Below are 21125 nucleotides of genomic sequence, written 5' to 3' on the forward strand. Positions count from 1 at the left end.
GTCCGCTAGGTTGTGAGCATGACGCACGACCACTCCGCCGCCCCGAGCCGGGGCGCGTCGCGCCCGTTCGGGCGAGTGATGACGGCCATGGTGACCCCGTTCACGCCGGACGGCGGCCTGGATCTCGACGGCGCCGCCCGGCTGGCCGAATACCTCGTCGACGAGCAGGGCAACGACGCGTTGGTCCTCAACGGCACCACCGGTGAGTCCCCGACCACCACGGAGGCGGAGAAGGAGTCGCTGATCCGCACCGTGGTCGAGGCGGTCGGCGACCGGGCCCGCATCGTCGCCGGGGTGGGCACCAACGACACCCGGCACACCGTCGAGCTGGCCACGCAGGCCGAGAAGGCCGGTGCACACGGCCTGCTGGTGGTCACGCCGTACTACAACAAGCCGCCGCAGGCCGGTCTGCTGCGTCACTTCACCACGGTCGCCGACTCGACCGGCCTGCCGGTCATGCTCTACGACATCCCGCACCGGTCCGGGGTCGCGATCGCCACCGAGACGCTGGTCAAGCTCGCCGAGCACGGCCGGATCGTCGCGGTGAAGGACGCCAAGAGCGATCTGCTCGCCACCGCGGAGGTGCTCGCCCGCACCGACCTGGCCTACTACAGCGGCGAGGACGCGCTCACCCTGCCGATGCTGTCGATCGGCGCGGTCGGCGTGGTCGGCACCTCCACCCACTTCACCGGCGCGCTGACCAAGCAGATGATCGAGGCGTTCGAGGCGGGCGACAACGCCCGGGCGCTCGCCCTGCACCGGCGGTTGCTGCCGCTCTACACCGGCATCTTCCGCACCCAGGGCACGATCCTGGTCAAGGCCGGCCTGGGGACGCAGGGTCGCCCGGCCGGTCCGGTGCGGCCGCCGCTCGTCGACGCCACCGGTGACGAACTGGCCCAGCTGCGCGCCGACTGCGCCGCGGCGGGCCTGCCCCTGCCCGAATGAATCAACGACACGACGGACGCCGCGCGACGGCGTCGCAGAATGAGGTGACGCGTGACCGAGGCGCACATCGAGGGTGAACTGCCCCCGCCGCTGCCCGAGGGCGGCCTGCGGATCATCCCGCTCGGCGGACTCGGCGCCATCGGCCGGAACATGACCGTCTTCGAGTACGACGGCAAGCTGCTGATCGTCGACTGCGGGGTGCTGTTCCCCGACGTCGAGCAGCCGGGCGTGGACCTGATCCTGCCCGACTTCGGCCCGATCCTGGATCGGCTGGCCGACGTGCAGGCGATCGTGCTCACGCACGGCCACGAGGACCACATCGGCGCGGTGCCGTACCTGCTCGCGCACAAGCCGGACATCCCGCTCGTCGGCTCGCAGTTCACGCTCGCGCTCGTCGAGGCGAAGCTGGCCGAGCGGCGGATCCAGCCGTACACGCTGACCGTGCGGGAGGGCGGCCGGGAACGGCTGGGCCCGTTCGAGTGCGAGTTCTTCGCGGTGAACCACTCGATCCCGGACGCGCTCGCGGTGGCCATCCGTACGCCGGCCGGCCTGGTGCTGCACACCGGCGACTTCAAGATGGACCAGCTTCCGCTCGACGGGCGGATCACCGACCTGGCCGGGTTCGCCCGGCTCGGCGCCGAGGGCGTCGACCTGCTGCTGTCCGACTCGACGAACGCGGAGATCCCCGGGTTCGTCACGCCGGAGAAGGAGATCGGCCCGGTCCTCGACTCGATCTTCGCGAAGGCCAAGGGGCGGATCATCGTCGCCTCGTTCGCCTCACACGTGCACCGGGTGCAGCAGGTCTTCGACTCGGCCGTCGAGCACGGCCGCAAGGTGGCGCTGATCGGCCGGTCGATGGTCCGCAACATGGGCATCGCCCGCGACCTGGGCCTGCTCAACATCCCGGCCGGGCTGGTGGTCGGGATCGAGGAGGCCACGAACCTGCCGCCCGAGCAGATCGTGCTGATGTCCACCGGTTCGCAGGGCGAGCCGATGAGCGCGCTGGGCCGGATGGCCAGCGGCGACCACCGGCACATCACCATCGCGCCGGGCGACACCGTGGTGCTGGCGTCCTCGCTGGTGCCGGGCAACGAGACCTCGGTCTACCGCGTGATCAACCGGCTGGCCCGGGCCGGTGCCGTGGTGGTGCACAAGGACGTCGCGAAGGTGCACGTCTCCGGCCACGCCCCGGCCGGTGAGCTGCTCTATCTGCTCAACGTGGTCCGCCCGAGCAACCTGATGCCGGTGCACGGCGAGTGGCGGCACCTGCGGGCGCACGCCCGGCTCGGCATCGAGTCCGGCGTCGCGCCGGACCGGGTCGTGCTCTGCGAGGACGGCGACGTGGTCGACCTGGTCGAGGGCCGTGCCAGCCTGGTCGGGCGGGTCAAGAGCCGGTACGTCTACGTCGACGGTCTCGCCGTCGGTGACGTCAGCGAGTCGCTGCTCACCGAGCGCCGCATCCTCGGCGACGGCGGGTTCATCGCCGCGACGGTGGTGGTGGACTCGGTCACCGGCAAGGTGGTCGCCGGGCCGACCGTTTCGGCGAAGGGCTTCTCCGAGGACCCGGAGGCGTTCAACCCGGTGGTCCCGCTGGTCACCGAGGCGCTGAACCGGGCCGCCGCGGACGGCATCACCGACCCGCACCAGCTCCAGCAGATCGTCCGCCGCACGGTGGGCCGCTGGGTCAACGACGCGTACCGCCGTCGGCCCATGATCGTCCCGACCGTCGTCGAGGTCTGACCCGACCGCGCCGCGCGCCGGTCCACCGTCCGCGGTGGGCCGGCGTCGTCGCTTTCCGGGTACGCCCCGGCACGGCGCGTCGAAACATGCCGCCGGTACTCATCCGATCGGCGTCCGTCTCCGTACCTCCCGACGGCCGGCGTGCCCCTGCGCCGGTCGGGAGGAGCGTGGCGGATGGACCGCAGACGGATGACAGTCATCGGCGTACTGGTGGCGGCGGCCGGGTTGACGGCGGCGGTGACCGTACCGTCGTTCGCCGGTGAGGAACCCCGGCGGGCCGCGCCGGCGGCCGACGGCGTCGCGCCGGAGGTCCTCGACGCGATGGGCCGCGACCTCGCGCTGACCCGCGACCAGGCGGCGAAGCGGCTGCGGACCGAGCGGTGGGCGGCCGGCACCGTCACCCGGCTGCGCGGCGAACTCGGCGCCGGCTACGGGGGCAGCTGGCTCAGCGCGGACGGCGCCACGCTCACCGTGGCGGTGGCCGACCCGGCCGGCGAGGCGCGGGTACGGGCGGCCGGCGCGGTCCCGAAGCGGGTCGCGCGGGGCGTCGCCGAGCTGGACGCGGTCAAGAGCCGGCTGGACGCGGCGGGCGCCGACGCCAGCCCGGACGTGGCCGGCTGGTACGTCGACGTGGCAGACAACGCCGTGGTCGTGATCGCCCGGCCGGGCGCGGAGGCCGACGGCCGCCGGCTCGCCGCCGCCGCCGGGTCGAAGGCCGGGATGGTCCGGGTGCGGACCGCCGACGAGGCCCCGCGTCCGCTGTTCGACGTGCGGGGCGGCGACGCCTACCTGATCAACAACGCGGGCCGCTGCTCGGTCGGTTTCTCCGTGGTCGGCGGGTTCGTCACCGCCGGGCACTGCGGCCGGCCGGGGGACCGCACCACCGGATCCAACCGGGTCGCCCAGGGCACGTTCGCCGCGTCCTCGTTCCCCGGTGACGACTGGGCGTTCGTGCGGGTGAACGCCGACTGGACGCCGCAGGGCGTGGTGACCGACTTCGCCGACGGCGGCACGGTGGCGGTGAACGGCTCCACCGAGGCTCCGGTGGGCGCGTCGATCTGCCGGTCCGGCTCCACCACCGGCACCCGCTGCGGCCTGATCCAGGCGAAGAACGCCACAGTCAACTACCCGGAGGGGACCGTCACCGGGCTGACCCGGACGAACGTCTGCGCCGAGCCGGGTGACTCCGGCGGCGCGTGGCTCTCCGGTGACCAGGCGCAGGGCGTCACGTCCGGCGGATCCGGCGACTGCACCCGGGGCGGCATCACGTTCTTCCAGCCGGTCAACGAGATCCTCCAGCGCAACGACCTGACGCTCGTCACCGCCGGCGACCAGCCCGCGCCCACGCAGCCGCCGGCGGGCGGCGGCGAGACCACGCCGCCGGCGACCGCCGAGCCCACCCCGCCGACGGGCGACACCGAGTGCTCCGGGCAGGTGAGCCGGACCGGCCGGATCGCCGCCGGACGAACCCAGATCCAGCCGGACGGGCGCTTCTACCGGGTGCCCGACGGCACGCAGGAGGCGTGCCTGTCCGCGCCGGGCGGCGCCCGCATGGTGCTGGAGCTGCAACGCTTCACCGGCGGCGCGTTCCGCACCGTGGCCCGCGCGGCCACCGCCGACGGCACGGCCCGGCTGACCGCCGAGACGTCGGCCGGCGCCTACCGGTACCGCGTCGTCGGGTTGTCCGGCTCCGGCGAGTACACGCTGGCGTTCTCCGCCCGCTGACCGCCGCACCCAGATCGCGGCCCCCGACCACCACCGCCCGGTGGTCTGGGGCCGCGCCGCGTCGGCGGCACGGTTCCTCCGGGAGCCACCACCGCCCGGTGGTCGGGGGCCGCGCCGCGTCCGGGTACTGCCACCTCGGTGGGGCTCAGGGCAGCGCGGCGACCGCTTCGGCGTACGCGGTGCCGGTGCGGATCGCGGCGGCCACCAGCACGGCGAGCTGTGCCGGGGCCACCCCGCAGGACAGGTCGGTGGAGACGCCCGCGGCCAGTACCAGCGTCCCGTCGCCGGGCTCGTGCACGTACGCGGCGGGCAGCAGCCGGTCGTGGTTCCAGGCGTTGCAGAACGCGTACGCCTCGGCGCGCCGCCCGGCCGGCAGCCGCCGCTGCGCCACCACCCGGGCGTGCAGCACGTCGCCGTCCCGGCCGAGCAGACGGAACTGGATCGTGGCCTCGCCCCACCGCCCGGCGAGCGTGCCGTCCGGCTCCACCGCGTACGGCTCGCCCCGGGCGTCGAGCGCGGCGGCGAGCAGCGCCGCGTCCAGCGGTGCCGGTTCCTCCGGCCCGGGCGGCAGGGGTTCGGCCGGATCATCGGCGTCCGGCTCCTCGTCGAACTCGCTCTCGGCAGCCAGCGACACCGGCGCGGCGAGCGGCCGCTCGGCCAGCCAGGAGGCGATCCGGCCGGACTGGTGCCCGGTGCCGTTGCGGGCGTCGAAGCTGCCGGCGAGCGCCGTCGCCAGTGCCTGCAACTGCGTACCGAGCGTCGCCACGTCCACCTCGGCCGCCGGCCGGGAACCGTGCCCCGGGCGGTGGATGCGCCGCCCGCCCAGCCCGGCCTCGGCGGCCAGTCCGCACAGCAGCGCGCCCGCCGCCGCGAACTCCATCGCGGACAGGTCGTCGGCCGGGCGGTCCAGCTCGGGCAGCTGTTCGGTGAGGATCTCCAGCCCACGATGCAGGTAGCCGCCCAGCGCGCAGAAGCGCAGGTGCGCGGCGAGCAGCGGGAACGCCGTCTTCTCGCCGCGGTGCCGGCGGTACGCGTACACGTGCGCCCGGGCGGCCCGCGTCACCGCGCCGGTACGCAGCCACGGCAGCAGCCCAACGGTGAGCGCCCGTTCCGGCTGGTCGGTGCAGGCCGTCGCGCCGGCCGCTGCCGCCTGCCGCTCGCCCCGCCGGGTCGGTGGCGCCTGCGGCTCGACCCAGCCGATCAGCGCCGGTGCCAGCGCCGCCAGTGCCGCGTCCGGCTCGCCCCAGCCGGCCAGCAGGTCGGCCCGTCGCGCCGGGGCGCACCCCGCACAGCCACCCACCGGGTCGTTCGCGTCCGCCGCCGACCAGCGCTCGTACGCCCGCCGGGCCGCCGGCTCGTCGCCGAGGTGGTCGGCGAGCCGGCAGCGCAGCTCCGCCACCGGCGCCGCGTCCTCGCCCAGCTCCCCGGCGAGCGCGTCCAACAGGGACCGGGCCTGGTCCAGGCCCACCCGGGGAGTGCCGAACGACGCCTCCACCGCCTGCCGCTGATGCCGGCGCAACCGGGTCAGCTCGTCCGGGCGGGCGTCCAGCAGTCCGGGGTGCCCGTCCAGCGTGGCCCGCATCCGCCGGACCGGCTCCACCGCCCGCCACCGTTCACCCCGGTGCAGGTACGCCTCGACCAGCGCGAACCGCGCCGACACCGCGGTACGTGGATCGCCGGTGGCGTCCGCCCGCGACGCGATCCGCTCCAGCTCGGCGCAGCGCTCCGCGCCGTCGGGCCGGTCCCGGGCGTCGGCGAGCGCGGCGGCCAGCCCCCTGTCGCGTGCCGTGGTCACCGGAGCGTCCCGCCGGCCAACTCGTCGACGGCGGCGGCGAGCTGGCACCCGGTGGTCACGCCACAGTCGACGAGCCGGTCGAGCTGGTGCGGCGTCACCCCGCGCTCCAGGTCGGTGGTGACCTCGCCGCACACCTGGGCGGACCCGTCGTCGGCGACGTGCACGTACGCCTTCGGCCAGAGCCGGTCGTGGTTCCACGTGTTGCAGAACGCGTGCAGCTCGGGCACACGCTCGATGCCGAAGTGGTGCGCGACGACGGTGCGCACCTGGAGCAGCTCACCGGCCGCGCCCCGGCGGTGGAACCAGATCAGGTTCCGCTCCCAGCGGCCCACCAGCGCGCCGTCGGGTTCCTCGGCCACCGCGTACCCCCGGTGGCCGAGCACGGCGGCGATCAGCTCACCGGTCAGCGGACGCAGTTCCTGCGGGTGTCCGGCCAGCGGACCGTCCGGACCGTCCTCGATCTCCGGCGACGCCATCGGGCATCCCTTCTGAGGCGAATAACACAAACGACGGTCCGACCCGTGCTGCGACGCGCGGACACGACCCGGAAAAGCGGCGATCCACCGGGTGCCGCCGTTACCGTGACTCTATGGCGGGCCGTACCTCTCAGGCGAGCCGGCGGCGCGGCGCGTCGCCGCGTGGCACCACGAACAACCGCGCCCGGCAACCGGCGAAGAAGGCGGCGGCGCGGAAGCCGGCGCGGCGGCGACCGGCTCCCGGGCCGAGCCCGGCCGCGTTCGTCGGCCGGGCGGTCGGCGCCGTCTGGATGGGACTGGCCCACACGGTCGGCTGGACGTTCCGGGCCGCCGGGCGGCAGGCCGCGTCCACGAGGGAGCTGGATCCGGAGCACCGCCGCGACGGCGCCGGGCTGCTGCTGTTCGGCCTGGCCATCCTCAGCGCGGTGGGCATCTGGGGCGGCGGCGCCGGGCCGGTGGGCCGGCACCTGGCCGACACCGTACGGCTGTTCATCGGTGCCATCTCGATAATCCTTCCGGTGCTGTTCATGGTCGGCGCGTGGCGGCTGATGCGGACCCCGGCCGATCCTGAGCACCGCGGTCGCGGCCTGGTCGGCTGGGGTTCGATGATGCTGGCGACCGCCGCGATGCTGCACATCGGGCAGAACCCGGTCGACGAGGTCCAGCGCGACTTCGCGGGCGGCCTGATCGGCGCGGGCGTGGGCGACCTGCTGAAGTCGGCGGTGACCGCCTGGGTGGCTATGCCGCTGCTGCTCCTGCTGCTGGTGTTCGGCCTGCTCGTGGTCACCGCGACGCCGATCAACAAGATCCCGGAGCGGCTCGGCCTGCGCGCCGACCCGGCCGGAGCGGACGTCGACGAGGAGTTCGCCGAGGACGAGGCGCCGGCGAAGCCGGCCCGCAAGCGGCCCGCGAAGCGGATGCCGCCGCCGTTGGAGCCGCTCGATCCGGACGACGAGCTGGCGGGCGTCGACCTCCAGGAGACCCTGGTCCTGCCGCGCAAGCCGCCCAAGGTGCCGGCGAACCGCAAGCCGGTCGAGCCGCCGGAGCACTCGCCGCTGCCCACCCGCGCCGAGCAGCTCGCGCTGACCGGGCTCGCCGGCGACTACACGCTGCCGCCGGCGAACCTGCTCGGCAGCGGCGCCAAGCCGAAGAGCCGCAGCAAGGCCAACGACGAGGTGATCGCGGCGCTCACCGGCGTCTTCGAGCAGTTCGACGTGGACGCCGCCGTCACCGGCTTCACCCGCGGCCCGACGGTCACCCGCTACGAGGTGGAGCTGGGTCCGGGCGTCAAGGTCGAGCGGATCACCCAGCTGTCCCGCAACATCGCGTACGCGGTGAAGTCGCCGGACGTGCGCATCCTCAGCCCGATCCCGGGCAAGAGCGCGGTCGGCGTGGAGATCCCGAACACCGACCCGGAGAACGTGTCGCTCGGCGACGTGCTGCGCTCCCGCGAGGCGACGAGCGACCACCATCCGATGGTGGTGGCGCTCGGCAAGGACATCGAGGGCGGCTACGTGGTGGCAAATCTCGCGAAGATGCCGCACATCCTGATCGCGGGCGCCACCGGCGCGGGCAAGTCGTCCTGCCTCAACTCGCTGCTGGTCTCCATCCTGACCCGGGCCACCCCGGACGAGGTGCGGCTGCTGCTGATCGACCCGAAGCGGGTCGAGATGACCGGCTACGAGGGCATCCCGCACCTGGTCACGCCGATCGTGACCAACCCGAAGAAGGCGGCCGACTCGCTGGAGTGGGTCGTCCGCGAGATGGACATGCGCTACGACGACCTCGCCGCCAACGGGGTCCGGCACATCGACGACTTCAACCGCAAGGTGCGCAACGGCGAGATCAAGGCGCCGCCGGGCAGCGAGCGGGAGATGCGGCCGTACCCGTACCTGCTGGTGATCGTGGACGAGTTGGCCGACCTGATGATGGTCGCGCCGCGCGACGTGGAGGACTCCATCGTCCGGATCACCCAGCTCGCCCGGGCCGCCGGCATCCACCTGGTGCTGGCGACCCAGCGGCCCTCGGTGGACGTGGTCACCGGTCTGATCAAGGCGAACGTGCCGTCCCGGCTCGCGTTCGCCACCTCCTCGCTCGCCGACTCCCGGGTCATCCTGGACCAGCCGGGCGCGGAGAAGCTGCTCGGCCGCGGCGACGGCCTGTTCCTGCCGATGGGCGCGTCGAAGCCGCAGCGCATCCAGGGCGCCTGGGTGACCGAGCGCGAGATCGCCGACGTGGTGAAGTTCTGCAAGGACCAGCGCGAGCCGGAGTTCCGCCCGGACGTGCTCGCCCCGGCGCAGGACAGCAAGAAGAAGATCGACGAGGACATCGGCGACGACCTGGACCTGCTCGTGCAGGCGGTCGAGTTGGTGGTCACCTCGCAGTTCGGGTCGACCTCGATGCTCCAGCGCAAGCTGCGGGTCGGCTTCGCCAAGGCGGGCCGGCTGATGGACCTGATGGAGACCCGGGGCGTGGTCGGCCCGTCCGAGGGCTCCAAGGCCCGCGACGTGCTGGTCAAGCCGGACGAGCTGGAGGAGGTCCTGGCCGGCCTGCGCGGCGGCGAGGACTGACGGCCCCGCAACGGACGACGGCGGCCCCACCCGAGGGTGGGGCCGCCGTCGGCGGTTCGCGGGTCAGTTGTTGAGCAGCGCGGCGACGAGCACGGCGCCGATGATCGCGCCGACCACGCTCGCGGCGGCGGCGTACCAGCCCAGCGGCTTGTCACCGAGGACGGCGCCGACGATGCCGAGGATCAGGCCGAGGACACCGAAGATCAGCGGGGACAGGAAGATCGCGAGGGCCGCGAAGACGAACGCGATGATCGTGCAGATCCGGGCGGCGTTGCTGCGCGGACGGGCGCTGGCGTGGATGTCGGCCATGGGGTCCTCCGTGATGATCGCTCTGTCGGTCAACGGGAGACCGGGTACCCCGGGCGGTGCATCGTCCAAACCGGATGCGTGCGATCAGCTGAACAGCTTCAGCCCGATCACGCCGGCCACCACCAGCAGCAGGCAGGCCACGCGCGGCAGGTTGACCGGCTCGCCGAGCGCGAGCATCCCGACGAGCGCGGTACCCACCGCACCGATGCCGACCCACACCGCGTAGCCGGTGCCGACCGGGATGTCGCGCAGCGCGTACGCCAGGCCGGCCATGCTGCCGACCAGGGTGACGGCGAAGACGGCGGAGGGGAGCGGACGGGTGAAACCGGCGCTGCGATCAAGGGCGATCGCCCACGCGGTCTCCAGGAGTCCGGAGATCACCAGCACGATCCAGGCCACGGGACATCACCTCTGACGGGCGGGCCCGGCGCGGAGCGGGCCGGGCGACGGTTGGGTCACACGGGGCGTCTTGGCCTGACCGGGTACGCCCACCACTCGTCCGGGACGGCCCGCGGGCCGTCGTGGCCGACGGTAGCACCGGGCGGGCCGGACCGGCGGCGGGGTGAGAAAGCCCACCATGAGTGGAGTTGACGTCAACTTCAGGTTGCACGATGGAACACATGACCCTGCTCTTCTCCGACGACGACGTCGCGGCCGCCGTGGACGCCCCGCTCACCGTCGCGGCCATGCGGGACGCGCTGCTGGCCGCGCACGCCGGGCGGCTCATCGCCCCGCCCCGGGCGTCCGCGCCGCTGGGCGGGGGCCGGATGGTGCTCACCGCCGGGCACCTCACCGGGCAGTGGTATGGCTTCCGCTCGTACGACACGTTCGGCCACCCGGAGAGCGGTCAGCTCGTCGTGCTGCACGACGCGAGCACCGGCGCGGTACGCGCCATCGCCGTCGGCGAGGAACTCGGCTCCCGGCGTACCGGAGGACTCGGTGGCGTGGCGGTGGACGCGCTGGCCCGCGCGGACGCCGCCACAGTCGGCGTGGTGGGGTCCGGCCGGCAGGCGTGGACCCAGGTCTGGGCCGCCGCGGCGGTGCGGCCGCTGCGCGAGGTGACCGTGTACAGCCGCTCGGCGGCCCGGCGGGACGCGTTCGCCGCGCGGGTCCGCGCCGAGCTGGGCGTGCCGGCCCGCGCCGTCGGCTCGGCCGCCGCCGCGGTACGCGACCGGGACGTCGTGGTGCTCGCCACCACCAGCACCGTCCCGGTGCTCGACGCCGCCGACCTGGCCCCCGGCACCCATGTCAACACGGTCGGCTTCAAGCAGGTCGACCGGCACGAGTTCGGCCCCGACCTGCTCGACGCCGCCGACCTGCTGGTCACCGACTCACCCGGGCAGGCCGCCGCGTACGTCCCGCCGATGCTCGCCGCCGTCGAGCCGTACGCCGGGCGGTTGCGCGACCTGGGCGCGGTGCTGGCCGGCGCGGTTCCCGGCCGGACCACCGCGGACCAGATCTCGGTCTTCTGCTCCACCGGCCTGGCCGGCACGGAGGTGTTCCTCCTCGATCGGCTGGCCCGGGTGGCCGTGTCCGCGCGCTGACCCTGGCCGGACGGGTGCGCGGCGCACCGGAACCGGCCCGGTACCCTCGGATGGTGTCTGCCTCCTCCTCCACCCCGCGATCCGACGGGCGCCGCGTCGCCCTGCTGACCCTCGGCTGTGCCCGCAACGAGGTCGACTCGGAGGAGCTGGCCGCCCGGCTGCACGCCGACGGATGGCAGGTCACCACCGACGGCGAGGGCGCCGACGTGGTGGTGGTGAACACCTGCGGGTTCGTCGAGAAGGCCAAGCAGGATTCGATCCAGACGCTGCTGGCCGCCGCCGACACCGGCGCGAAGGTCGTCGCCGCCGGGTGTATGGCCGAGCGGTACGGCCGTGAGCTGGCCGACAGTCTCCCCGAGGCGCAGGCCGTGCTCAGCTTCGACGACTACCCGGACATCGCCGCCCGCCTCGACTCGGTGCTCGCCGGCGAGGCGATCGGCGCGCACACCCCCCGCGACCGGCGGGAACTGCTGCCGCTGACCCCGGTGAAGCGCCGCGACGCGGCGGTGTCGCTGCCCGGGCACGGCACCCCGGCCCGGGTCGCACCGGAGACCGACGCGCACACCCCGGCCCACCTGCGGCAGGTGCTGCGGCACCGGCTCGACACCGGCCCGGTGGCCTCGCTGAAGCTCGCCAGCGGCTGCGACCGGCGGTGCGCGTTCTGCGCCATCCCGGCGTTCCGCGGCGCGTTCGTCTCGCGTACCCCGGACGAGCTGCTCGCCGAGGCCGAGTGGCTGGCCAAGACCGGCGTCCGCGAGTTGGTGCTGGTCAGCGAGAACTCCACCTCGTACGGCAAGGACCTGGGCGACCCGCGCGCGCTGGAGAAGCTGCTGCCGCAGCTCGCCGCGATCGACGGGATCGTGCGGGTCCGCGCCAGCTACCTTCAGCCCGCCGAGACCCGGCCCGGCCTGGTCGAGGTGATCGCCACCACGCCGGGCGTGGCCGCCTACTTCGACCTGTCGTTCCAGCACTCCAGCGAGCCGGTGCTGCGCCGGATGCGGCGCTTCGGCTCCACCGACCGGTTCCTGGAACTGCTCGCCTCCGCCCGCGCGCTGGCGCCGGACGCGGGCGCGCGCAGCAACTTCATCGTCGGCTTCCCCGGCGAGACGAAGCAGGACGTGGCCGAGCTGGTCCGGTTCCTGACCGAGGCGCGGCTGGACGCGATCGGCATGTTCGACTACAGCGACGAGGACGGCACCGAGGCCGCCGGACTCACCGGCAAGGTCTCCGCCGCCACGATCAAGCGGCGGTACGACAGGCTCAGCGCGCTGGCCGACGAACTCTGCTCGCAGCGCGCCGAGGAACGCCTCGGCGCGACGGTGGAGGTGCTCGTGGACTCGATCGCCGACGGCGCGGTGGAGGGGCGGGCCGCCCACCAGGCGCCCGAGGTCGACGGCTCGACCACGCTCGTGGCGCCGGTCGGCGGCGGCGTCGATCTGGCCGCGCTGCGCCCCGGTGACCTGGTCCGGGCCACGGTGACGGCGACCGAGGGCGTGGACCTGGTAGCCGTACCGGATGAGATGATCTCGGCGGCGCCCGGCGCGGTACGGTGACGGCGGGCCCTGATGGAGCGGGGAAGCCACGTGGGGCGATGCGGGACATGACGGGAGCGGAGTCGACGGCCGCTGCCCCCGTACCGCTGCTCAACGCGGCGAACGTGCTCACCGGCGCGCGCCTGATGCTGGTGCCGGTCTTCGTGGCCACCGTGATCGCCTCCGGCATGAGCCACGCGGGCTGGCGGATGACGGCCTGCCTGATCTTCGTGGTGGCCTCCGCGACCGACCTGGTCGACGGCTGGATCGCCCGCCGGTACGAACTGGTCACCTCGCTGGGCAAGGTCGCCGACCCGATCGCCGACAAGGCGCTCACCGGCGCCGCCCTGCTGCTGCTCTCCGTCTACGACCTGCTGCCCTGGTGGGTGACGGTGGTGATCCTGGCCCGCGAGCTGGGCATCACCGGGCTGCGCTTCTGGGTGATCCGGCACGGAGTGATCGCGGCCAGCCGGGGCGGCAAGGTCAAGACGGCGCTGCAGATCCTGGCCATCACCTGGTACCTCTGGCCGATGCCGGAGGCGCTCGCCGCGGTCGGCCCGTGGATCATGGGCGCGGCCGTGGTGGTCACCGTGGTCACCGGGTTCGACTACATCGCCCAGGCGTTGCGGCTGCGCCGCCCGGCCCGTTGAGCCGGTCGGCGGGCCCGTCGGTCCGGGCGGCGGACGAGTAAGCCGGCGTGGGGCGGGAAATGGGGGCGGGCATGGACACCGACGCGAGTAACCAGCGGCCCGCCGGCAGCCCGGCGGCCGCCGTGGTGCACCGCCTGCACGAGTGCGGCGAGACGCTGGCCACCGTCGAGTCGCTGACCGGCGGCCTGCTCGCCGCCGCGATCGTGGAGATCGCCGGGGTCAGCTCGATCTACCGGGGCGGCATGGTGGTCTACGCCACCGAACTCAAGGCGACGCTCGCCGGCGTACCGGAGGACCTGCTCGCCGACCGCGGCCCGGTCGACCCGGACGTGGCGGCGGCACTGGCCGAGGGCGGACGGCAGCGCTGCGGCGCTGACTGGGGCCTGGCCACCACCGGCGTGGCCGGTCCGGAGCCGCAGGACGACAAGCCGGTCGGCCTGGTCTACGTGGCGGTCGCCGGACCGGACGGCACCGAGGTGCGCCGGCTCGACCTCGAGGGCGGCCGCGACCACATCCGCTCGGCCGCGGTGATCGAGGCGCTGCGGCTGCTCGCCGACCGCATCCAGCTCCCCGCCGACGCCGCCACCGAGGCGGCGGGGGCCGGCCGCCGGTGAGCCCGCGCGGCGCCGACACGCCCGGCGGCGGGATCGCCGGACCTGTCGATCCGCCCGGATTTTCAGAGGCGGGGTGGGATGTCGTCGTGGCGACCAACGGGTACGGTTGCGGGAAGGCTCCGGCGGTCGCCGTCGGCGCCGGAGCGGTCCACCGCGTCCGGCGCGACGCGTTCCGGCCGGAGATGGTGGTCCCGTTCAGGGGGAGGTGCGATGGTCCTGCTACGCCGGGTGATCGGTGACGCGCTGCGAGCACGCAGGCAAGGGCAGCACCGCACCCTCCGCGAGGTCTCCTCCGCCGCCAACGTCAGCCTCGGCTACCTCTCCGAGATCGAACGCGGCCAGAAGGAACCCTCCAGCGAACTGCTGGCCGCGATCTGCGACGCGCTCGGCGCCCGCCTGTCCGAGCTGCTCCGCGAGGTGAGCGACACCGTCGCCCTCGCCGAGCAGATGCCCGGCGTGCTGGTTCCGGTGGCCGACGAGCCGGCCCCGGTGACGCCGGCCGCCGTCCGCAAGGCGACGAACAGGAGTGTCCGGCAGGTCACCTCCGACGGCGGCGTCGCCGTCCAGGTCCGGCAGGACTCGCCCCTCAAGGCCACGCTGCGCAGCACCCGCGTACGCCCCGCCGAGCGGGATGTGGTCTGCGCCGCCTGACCCCGGCTGTCACGTCGTGGGCAGTGCTGGCGTTCGCGTCGTACTGTTGATCAGGAGCGTACGGGTGCCGGAGTGGCGTCCGGCTGGGACGATGTAGGCGCGACGCTACTGAGGGGACGAGGCGGAGATGGCTAACCCGTTCGTCAAGGGTTGGAAGTACCTGATGGCGCTCTTCGGCGCGAAGATCGACGAGCACGCCGATCCCAAGGTGCAGATCCAGCAGGCCGTCGAGGAGGCACAGCGCCAGCACCAGGCGCTGGTGCAGCAGGCGGCCGCGGTGATCGGCAACCAGCGCCAGCTGGAGATGAAGCTGTCCCGGCAGATGACCGAGGTGGAACAGCTCCAGGGCAACGCTCGGCAGGCGCTCGCAGTGGCCGACCAGGCCCGGGGCCGGGGCGACGAGACCGAGGCCGGGCGCTACGAGCAGACCGCCCAGATGCTTGCCACCCAGCTGGTCTCCGCCGAACAGGCGCTGGAGGACCTCAAGACCCTGCACGACCAGGCGCTCGGCGCGGCGGCGCAGGCCCGCAAGGCGGTCGAGAACAACTCGATGATCCTCCAGCAGAAGCTGGCCGAGCGCACCAAGCTGCTCAGCCAGCTGGAGCAGGCCAAGATGCAGGAGAGTGTGGCCCGCTCGCTGGAGTCGATGTCGTCGCTCACCGCGCCCGCAAACACCCCCTCGCTGGACGAGGTACGCGACCGGATCGAACGCCGCTACGCCACCGCCATGGGCCGCGCCGAGCTGGCCGGCAACTCGGTCGAGGGCCGGATGCTGGAGATCCAGAAGGCCACGCTCGACTCGGCCGGATCGGCGAGACTGGAACAGATCCGGTCGAGCATGGCCGGCGAGCAGCTCGGCAGCCGGTCCGAGACCCCCGCCGTGGGGCAGCCGGCCGACCCGGCCGCCGCCGCCCGGCTCGACGAGATCCGAGCCAGCATGAGCCGGGAGCGTGGCACCGGGGAGACCACTACCGGCTGACGGAGGGGCGGACACGATGGCGGACGAACGGGCCCGGCACTTCCGGAGGCTGCGCCGGCTACGCAACTCGGCGCGGCGGTGGAGCGTACTGGCGGGAGGGCTCGGCGGCGCCGCCGCGGTGCTGACTCCGTACGCCGGACTGGGCCTGGCGGATGCGGCCTGGGCCGGCGCCGCGGGCAGCGCGATCGCGGTGGCCGCCTGGCGCTGGGTCGATCACCGGGCGCTGGCCGCCGTGCCGCCACCGCCCGCCCTGGATCCGGCCGAGGCCGCCGCCCGCTCCCGCGCCCGGCTGGTCGCCGCCGTCGAACGGCTCCCAGTCGGGCCGGGCGTCGTGGCCGAGGTACGCCGGGTCCGCTCCCGCCTCGCGCTGCGCGGCACCGCCGCGGCCGAGTCGTGGGCCCGGCTGGACCGGGCCGCGCTCACCCTGGCCGGGCTGGCCGGGCGGCTGACCGGGCTGGCCGAGCCGGCGGTCCGGGAGGCGGCCGAGGCCGACCGGTCCCTGCGTGAGCTGGCGAACCGGGTGGCGGGCGTGGAACGCGCGGCGAAGCTGACCCCGCAGAGCCAGCTGAACGAGGTGCACGCCACGCTCGTGGCCCAGTTGGAGGACGGGGTGGCCGCGTACGAGCGGCTGGTGGTGGCCGCCGCCGGTTACGTGGCCGAGGACGCGCGCCCGAACACCGAGCACCCGTCCGCCGCGCGCCTGACCGAGGCCACCGACCTGCTGCACGGCGTAGCCTCCGCCCTGGCCGAACTGCGCACCCCGCTCCGCGCCCCCTGACAGTCCCTCCCCGCCCGGCGCGCCCGACCAGCGCGGTCGATCATGAGGTTGACGGCATTTCGATCTCCATTTCGGCCGCCAACTTCATGATCAACCCTGCGGTGGCGCGGGGGAGAGGGGGCGGGGTCAGGTGGGGGTTGTGGTGCGTGTGGAGGGGGTCCAGGGGGATGTGCCTACGACGTTCGTCGCGCGTACCCGGTAGTGGTAGGTCACTCCTCGCGCGAGGCCGGTGTTGGTGAAGCCTCGGCCGGCCACGTGGAACGTCGCCGGTTCGCGGGTGAAGGCGGCGTCGGTGGCGCGCTGCACGACGAACCCGGCGCCCGGTCCGGCCGGCGTCGGCGCCGACCAGGTCACCGTCACGCTGGCGGTGTCCGGCCCGGACACGCTCGCGGTGACGCTCACAGCGGTCGGGGCGACCGGCCGGGCCGGTGTGGTCACCGTCGCCACAGTCGACCAGGGTGAGGCGGCACCCAGGTACGTCGTGCGTACCCGGTAGTAGTACGTGGTGTCCGGCGCGACCGCTGGGTCCACGTGGGACTCGCCCACGGCGATGGCCGTGGTGCCCGGACCGCTGGTGAACGTCGGGTTCGTGGCCCGCTGAACGTCCACCCCTGTCGCGAAGGAGTGGTTGGCCCAGCGCAGCGCCACCCGCAGCGGCCCGGTCGGCGGCAGCACCGCTGTCACCCGGGTCGGCGCGGACAGGTGCACCGCCGCCGGTACCGCGTTGGACCAGGACGAGCAGCTCACCGCGTTCTCGGCGCGGATCCGGTAGTGGTAGGTGACGCCGGGGGTGACTGTGGCGTCCGTGTACCGGGTGGCGGTGGCCGCCACCGTGATCTCGGTCAGGCCGGTGGTGAAGGTGCTGTCGGTGGCGCGTTGCAGCCGGTGGCTGGTGGGTACGGGCCGGCTGCCGTTGCCGGTCCAGGTCAGCGCGATGGCGGGGAGCGCGGTGGCGCTGCCCGGTGCCGGGGTGGCGGTGAGCCCGGTCGGCGCCTTCGGTGCCACGCGCACCACCAGCGGGCGGCTCATGCCCTGGTCGCGCAGTCCGGCCGAGCGGGTCTGCCAGCGGTACTCCCAGCCGAGGTTGACCAGCTGGTTGACCACGACAGCGGGGCGGCCGTCGACCGGGCTGACCGGGCCGGCGTCCAGCCGTGCGCCGGCCGGGCGGGTGGGGTCGAGCAGCCGTACGCTGTCGCCGATCTTGAACGGCAGGGCTGGTGGGACGGGACGCAGCGCCACCACGACGTCCTCCCGGGGGTTGACCCGGACGGTGTCCTTCCAGCCCAGCTCGCCCGGGTCCGGTGGGCGGACCGTGCCGTCCCAGCCGACCCGGTTGACGAGCTGTACGTCGCAGCCCTCGATGTGGACGGGATGGGTACGCGGGGCGTCGCCGACGATCCGCCAGAGCTGCGTGCCGTCGCCGGGCGCGCCGACCGCCACCGCCGGGTCGGTGGCGTGCAGCACCTCGGTGGCCGGGTCGGCCGGGCCCAGCGGCAGGGTCGCCGGGGCGAGTGGTCCGGCGACCGGGTGGCCGACGCCGAGCCGTCCCACCGCGCGGCCGTGCCGGGCCTCGAACACCTGCCCGACCGACTTCACCGCCAGCGGCAACGTGACCGGGGCGGTCGCGCCCGCCGGGGTGAACGTGACCGAGGTGGCCCGCGCGGCGACGAGCGTCGGGCGCGGGGTGGTGGTGCCGATAGCGGTGTCGTACGCGGGTTGCGGCACGATCGGCGGCGGCTGGCTGCGGGCGTACGCCCCGGGCAACCGGTCGGCCAGCCGCCGGGTGTCGTACGGCTGCGCGGGGGTGCCGGTGACCCGGATCTGGAGCAGCGTGCGGGTGTTCGGGCCGTACCCGGGTCGGGTGGGCGGCAGACCCCCGGCGGCGGTCCGGTCGGGCGCGCCGGTGTGGTGGTCGTAGCGCGGGTCGAACCGGGGCAGCGGCGCGGGGCAGTCGTTGTAGAGGATGAGCGTGCTGCCGGGCGGCACTGTGGAGAAGTCCACCACCACGTCGGCCCGTTCGCCGGGGGCGAGCAGCAGCGCGTGCCCGTCCACGTTGAGCACCGTGGGGTCCTGCCTGTCGTACCGGTAGTCCACCGGCCGGTTGGTCAGCACCACAGGCGCGGGGAGCAGGCCGCCCTCGTTGCCGATCTGGATCATCTCGGGTCCGGCGGCGGCCGGGTCGGGCACGCCGCCGTCGCGCCCGTCCGCCGGCCAGTACGCGGGCCGTCCGGGGGCGCGTACCGCCTCGACCATCGGCACCTCACCGGCGCCCGGGTCGGCCTGGCTGCCGTCCTCGTCCCACATCGGCGCGTCCGAGGCGGCCCGGTAGAGCTGGAGGTTGAGCGCGCGGTCCGCGCAGGCGTTGAGAATCCGGAACCGGTACGCCCGCGGCGCGACCTCCAGGTACGGGTAGGCCACGCCGTTGACGAGCGGGGTGTCCCCGTACGCGTCGGGGACCGCCGACGGGTGCGGCACGCCCGGTACCAGCGGCGGCTCGTCCGGGTCGGTGTCGGGGTCGTGGTGCGGGTTCGGCACCGGGGCGACCCACGGGCTGGCGCCGCCGTCCGGGTCGTGGGTCCACGGCCCGTAGTCCCAGCGGCCGGTCGGGTTGGTGCCGGTGAGCCGGTACGGGTTCTGCCGCGGCTGGTAGACGTGCGGGTGCCAGAGGCTGCCCCTGGCGCCCCAGCGGTCCCGGTCCCAGGTGGGGTCCTGGGCGGCGAGCTGCGCGTCGTCGGGGACGAACGTCTTGTCCTCGATCACCAGCGGGAGCTGGTCGGCGGGGAGCACGCCGTCGTCGACGAGCCGTTCCTCGGCCGGGTCGGTGAGCAGGTAGAGCGCGATCTGCCCGGAGTAGACGGTGAGCCGGGACAGGCCGAGCGTGTTGTCGTGCAGCCACATGAGCCGGCCGCTCTGGTCGTTCGGGAAGTACAGCGTGGTGGCGCCCGCGCCGGGCGGCGGCATGTCCGGCACCGGCGTCACACAGGCACCCGTCGGGTACGGGGTGATCTCGCCGGCCGGGGTGACCCACTGCCACGGGTTGCCGGCGCTTATCCACCCGGTCTGCGCGCCGGACAGGTGCGGCACGGCGCGGTTCTGCGGGTACGGCGCGGGGCCGTCGAGCGGCCCGGCCCCGGCGCCGTCGACAGTCTCGTCGACAGGCAGGAACAGCTCGCCGGCCCGTCCGGTGGGGAGCTGGTTGATGAACTTGATCCGGACCGGGCGGCCCCGCCGGGCCACGATCATCGGGCCGAGGTGCCAGGGACGGTCGGGTGGGTTGACCGTGTTGTGGCCGGAGGCGTCGGTGCCCAGATTGAGCTGCCGGTAGCCGCGCAGCCGGGTGGCCGGCAGGTCGCGGTGCAGGCGCTGCGCGTACTCCTGGAGGCCGATCTCGTAGTAGTCGCAGCCCGGCCAGGTGATGGTGTCCGGGACGGCGACCGGCAGGCGGGCGCCGAGCCCGGCGGTGGCCGGCTGCCCTGGTAGCGGCAGCGGGTCGACGAACTTGCGGATGCCGGTGCCGGGTACCGGGCGGCCGTCCGGGTCGAGCGTGGGCAGCGGGCTGGCGGCGGTGTTCGGCACCGGGCCGAACAGGCGCGGGACGGCGGTCGGGTCCAGGCTCGCAGGCGCCCGACCTTGCTCGTCGTCGCCGTCCCGGGCGGCCGGAACGGCGGGCGCGACGGAACCGGCCGGCGTCGGGTCACCGGTGGGCGCGGTCTCGACGGCGACGACGGCGGCGCGGTCCGGGCGTCCGGGCCGGCTGCGGCGGAACAGCACCATGGCTCTCCCCGGGGTCGGGGCGCGCCGGCCGACACCCCGGCGTGGCGGGCGTACGCGCTGCTGACGATCCGTGAGCGGTCCACCGCAGCATGCGACGTCACAGGGGTGAGGCGGAAGTACCCAATCGTCCCTATCTCGGCCGATCTTGGGCGTTTCGTGGAAGTTCCACGTCTGGCTGGCAGGCGGGGCACCAGTAGGTGACCCGTTCGCCCAGTTCCTCCTTGCGGACGGCGGTCCCGCAGCGGCGGCACGGCTGGGCCCGGCGGCCGTACACGTAGCTGGTGCCACCCCGGTGCAGCACGCCGGTGGTGCTCTGCGTCCAGCGGCCACGGTTGGCCGCGAGCAGCCGCTGGGCCAGTGCGACGGTGCCTGGTAGGTCCGGCACCGCGCCGACCGGCGTCCACGGCGACACGCCGCGCAGGAACAGCACCTCGCACTTGTAGAGGTTGCCCACCCCGGCCAGGTTGCGCTGGTCGAGCAGCGCCTCACCGATGGTGCGGTCCGGGTTGGCCGCGAGCCGGCGGACCGCCTCGTCGGTGTCCCAGTCCGGCCCGAGCAGGTCCGGGCCGAGGTGGCCGACGAGCGACTCCTCCTCGGCCGTCGGCACCAGCGCCAGCTCGTGCAGGTGGTAGCCGACGGCGACAGCGGCGGGAGAGTGCAGCACCACCCGGATCAGGTGTGCCGGCCGACCGCTCCAGCGCTCACCCGGGGCGTACGCCCGCCAGGCACCGTCCATCCGCAGGTGCGAGTGCAGCGTCCACGGCTCGGCGTCGATGCCGGTCAGGCGCAGCAGCAGGTGCTTGCCCCGGCTCGCCGACTCGCGCACGGTCCAGCCGGTCAGGTCGGTGGTGGCGAGCTGGGGCACGCGGAAGTCGGACCCGGTGAGCCGGGCCCCGGCCAGCGCGCGTTGCAGGACGCGCGCGGTGTTCCAGACGGTGTCGCCTTCGGGCACCCGGCCATTGTCCCCCGGCCGAGCAGAATTCGCATGTGTCGCTATTTGTACTGAGGTTCCACTTGATCTGCGGAAACGCAACGATCAGGGG

General features: G+C 74.2%; 17 protein-coding genes and 1 riboswitch. Of the genes, 11 read left to right on the forward strand and 6 right to left on the reverse strand.

The genetic code is table 11. The features are described from left to right. Positions 1-18 precede the first annotated feature (18 nt). The 3 genes from dapA to O7611_RS05620 all read left to right on the forward strand — a co-directional run bounded on the left by dapA (position 19) and on the right by O7611_RS05620 (position 4410). Positions 19-945 carry a 4-hydroxy-tetrahydrodipicolinate synthase gene (gene dapA, locus O7611_RS05610; RefSeq protein ID WP_194799806.1) on the forward strand — a complete coding sequence of 309 codons (927 nt, stop codon included), beginning with the start codon at positions 19-21 and terminating at the stop codon, positions 943-945. 51 nt (positions 946-996) lie between these two features. Then, complete coding sequence (locus O7611_RS05615) at positions 997-2685, forward strand: ribonuclease J (RefSeq protein WP_135243833.1); 1689 nt, start codon at positions 997-999, stop codon at positions 2683-2685. A 174-nt stretch (positions 2686-2859) separates the two neighbouring features. Next, a complete protein-coding gene (locus O7611_RS05620; protein ID WP_194799807.1) occupies positions 2860-4410 on the forward strand; it encodes a S1 family peptidase in 1551 nt (516 codons plus the stop codon). A gap of 145 nt (positions 4411-4555) precedes the next feature. On the opposite strand, the gene O7611_RS05625 is transcribed toward O7611_RS05620, so the two are convergent. Then, a complete protein-coding gene (locus O7611_RS05625; RefSeq protein WP_194799808.1) occupies positions 4556-6205 on the reverse strand; it encodes a YbjN domain-containing protein in 1650 nt (549 codons plus the stop codon). Continuing rightward, entirely contained in the window at positions 6202-6681 is a 480-nt protein-coding gene (locus O7611_RS05630) for a YbjN domain-containing protein (protein ID WP_194799809.1), read from the reverse strand. The genes O7611_RS05625 and O7611_RS05630 overlap by 4 nt, the downstream gene beginning before the upstream one ends. A gap of 113 nt (positions 6682-6794) precedes the next feature. On the opposite strand from O7611_RS05630, the gene O7611_RS05635 reads away from it, so the two are divergent. Beyond that, positions 6795-9251: an FtsK/SpoIIIE family DNA translocase gene (locus tag O7611_RS05635; RefSeq protein ID WP_269696319.1), complete on the forward strand. Its 2457-nt coding sequence runs from the start codon at positions 6795-6797 to the stop codon at positions 9249-9251. A 63-nt stretch (positions 9252-9314) separates the two neighbouring features. Here O7611_RS05635 and O7611_RS05640 read toward each other — a convergent pair whose 3' ends face one another. Together O7611_RS05640 and O7611_RS05645 are read right to left on the reverse strand one after the other, a co-directional pair. Continuing rightward, a complete protein-coding gene (locus tag O7611_RS05640) occupies positions 9315-9560 on the reverse strand; it encodes a hypothetical protein (RefSeq protein WP_194799811.1) in 246 nt (81 codons plus the stop codon). Positions 9561-9644: 84 nt separating this feature from the next. Then, complete coding sequence (locus tag O7611_RS05645; RefSeq protein WP_194799812.1) at positions 9645-9959, reverse strand: DMT family transporter; 315 nt, start codon at positions 9957-9959, stop codon at positions 9645-9647. 59 nt (positions 9960-10018) lie between these two features. Then, positions 10019-10084: riboswitch (guanidine-III (ykkC-III) riboswitch) on the reverse strand. A 96-nt stretch (positions 10085-10180) separates the two neighbouring features. Here O7611_RS05645 and O7611_RS05650 point away from each other — a divergent pair. From O7611_RS05650 to pspM, 7 genes are all read left to right on the forward strand, one after another. Then, the gene (locus tag O7611_RS05650) at positions 10181-11104 is read left to right on the forward strand and encodes an ornithine cyclodeaminase family protein (RefSeq protein ID WP_194799843.1); all 924 of its coding nucleotides are present in this window, start codon (positions 10181-10183) and stop codon (positions 11102-11104) included. A gap of 50 nt (positions 11105-11154) precedes the next feature. Next, the gene (rimO, locus tag O7611_RS05655) at positions 11155-12657 is read left to right on the forward strand and encodes a 30S ribosomal protein S12 methylthiotransferase RimO (protein ID WP_194799813.1); all 1503 of its coding nucleotides are present in this window, start codon (positions 11155-11157) and stop codon (positions 12655-12657) included. Positions 12658-12704: 47 nt separating this feature from the next. Next, positions 12705-13286, forward strand: a complete 582-nt coding sequence (gene pgsA, locus O7611_RS05660) for a CDP-diacylglycerol--glycerol-3-phosphate 3-phosphatidyltransferase (RefSeq protein ID WP_194799814.1) — start codon at positions 12705-12707, stop codon at positions 13284-13286. 71 nt (positions 13287-13357) lie between these two features. Continuing rightward, positions 13358-13900 carry a CinA family protein gene (locus tag O7611_RS05665; protein WP_194799815.1) on the forward strand — a complete coding sequence of 181 codons (543 nt, stop codon included), beginning with the start codon at positions 13358-13360 and terminating at the stop codon, positions 13898-13900. Between the two features lie 210 nt (positions 13901-14110). Continuing rightward, positions 14111-14551, forward strand: coding sequence for a helix-turn-helix domain-containing protein (locus O7611_RS05670; protein WP_194799816.1), 441 nt, complete (start codon positions 14111-14113; stop codon positions 14549-14551). Between the two features lie 127 nt (positions 14552-14678). Beyond that, complete coding sequence (locus O7611_RS05675) at positions 14679-15530, forward strand: PspA/IM30 family protein (RefSeq protein ID WP_091419792.1); 852 nt, start codon at positions 14679-14681, stop codon at positions 15528-15530. A 16-nt stretch (positions 15531-15546) separates the two neighbouring features. After that, the gene (pspM, locus tag O7611_RS05680; RefSeq protein ID WP_269696320.1) at positions 15547-16308 is read left to right on the forward strand and encodes a phage shock envelope stress response protein PspM; all 762 of its coding nucleotides are present in this window, start codon (positions 15547-15549) and stop codon (positions 16306-16308) included. A 126-nt stretch (positions 16309-16434) separates the two neighbouring features. Here the strand turns inward: pspM and O7611_RS05685 are convergent, their stop codons facing one another. Next, positions 16435-20082, reverse strand: a complete 3648-nt coding sequence (locus tag O7611_RS05685; protein WP_269696321.1) for a fibronectin type III domain-containing protein — start codon at positions 20080-20082, stop codon at positions 16435-16437. Positions 20083-20212: 130 nt separating this feature from the next. Next, a complete protein-coding gene (locus O7611_RS05690; protein ID WP_194802944.1) occupies positions 20213-21034 on the reverse strand; it encodes an Fpg/Nei family DNA glycosylase in 822 nt (273 codons plus the stop codon). Positions 21035-21125: the final 91 nt, after the last annotated feature.

This window comes from Micromonospora sp. WMMC273, assembly GCF_027460285.1.
GTDB lineage: Bacteria > Actinomycetota > Actinomycetes > Mycobacteriales > Micromonosporaceae > Micromonospora > Micromonospora aurantiaca.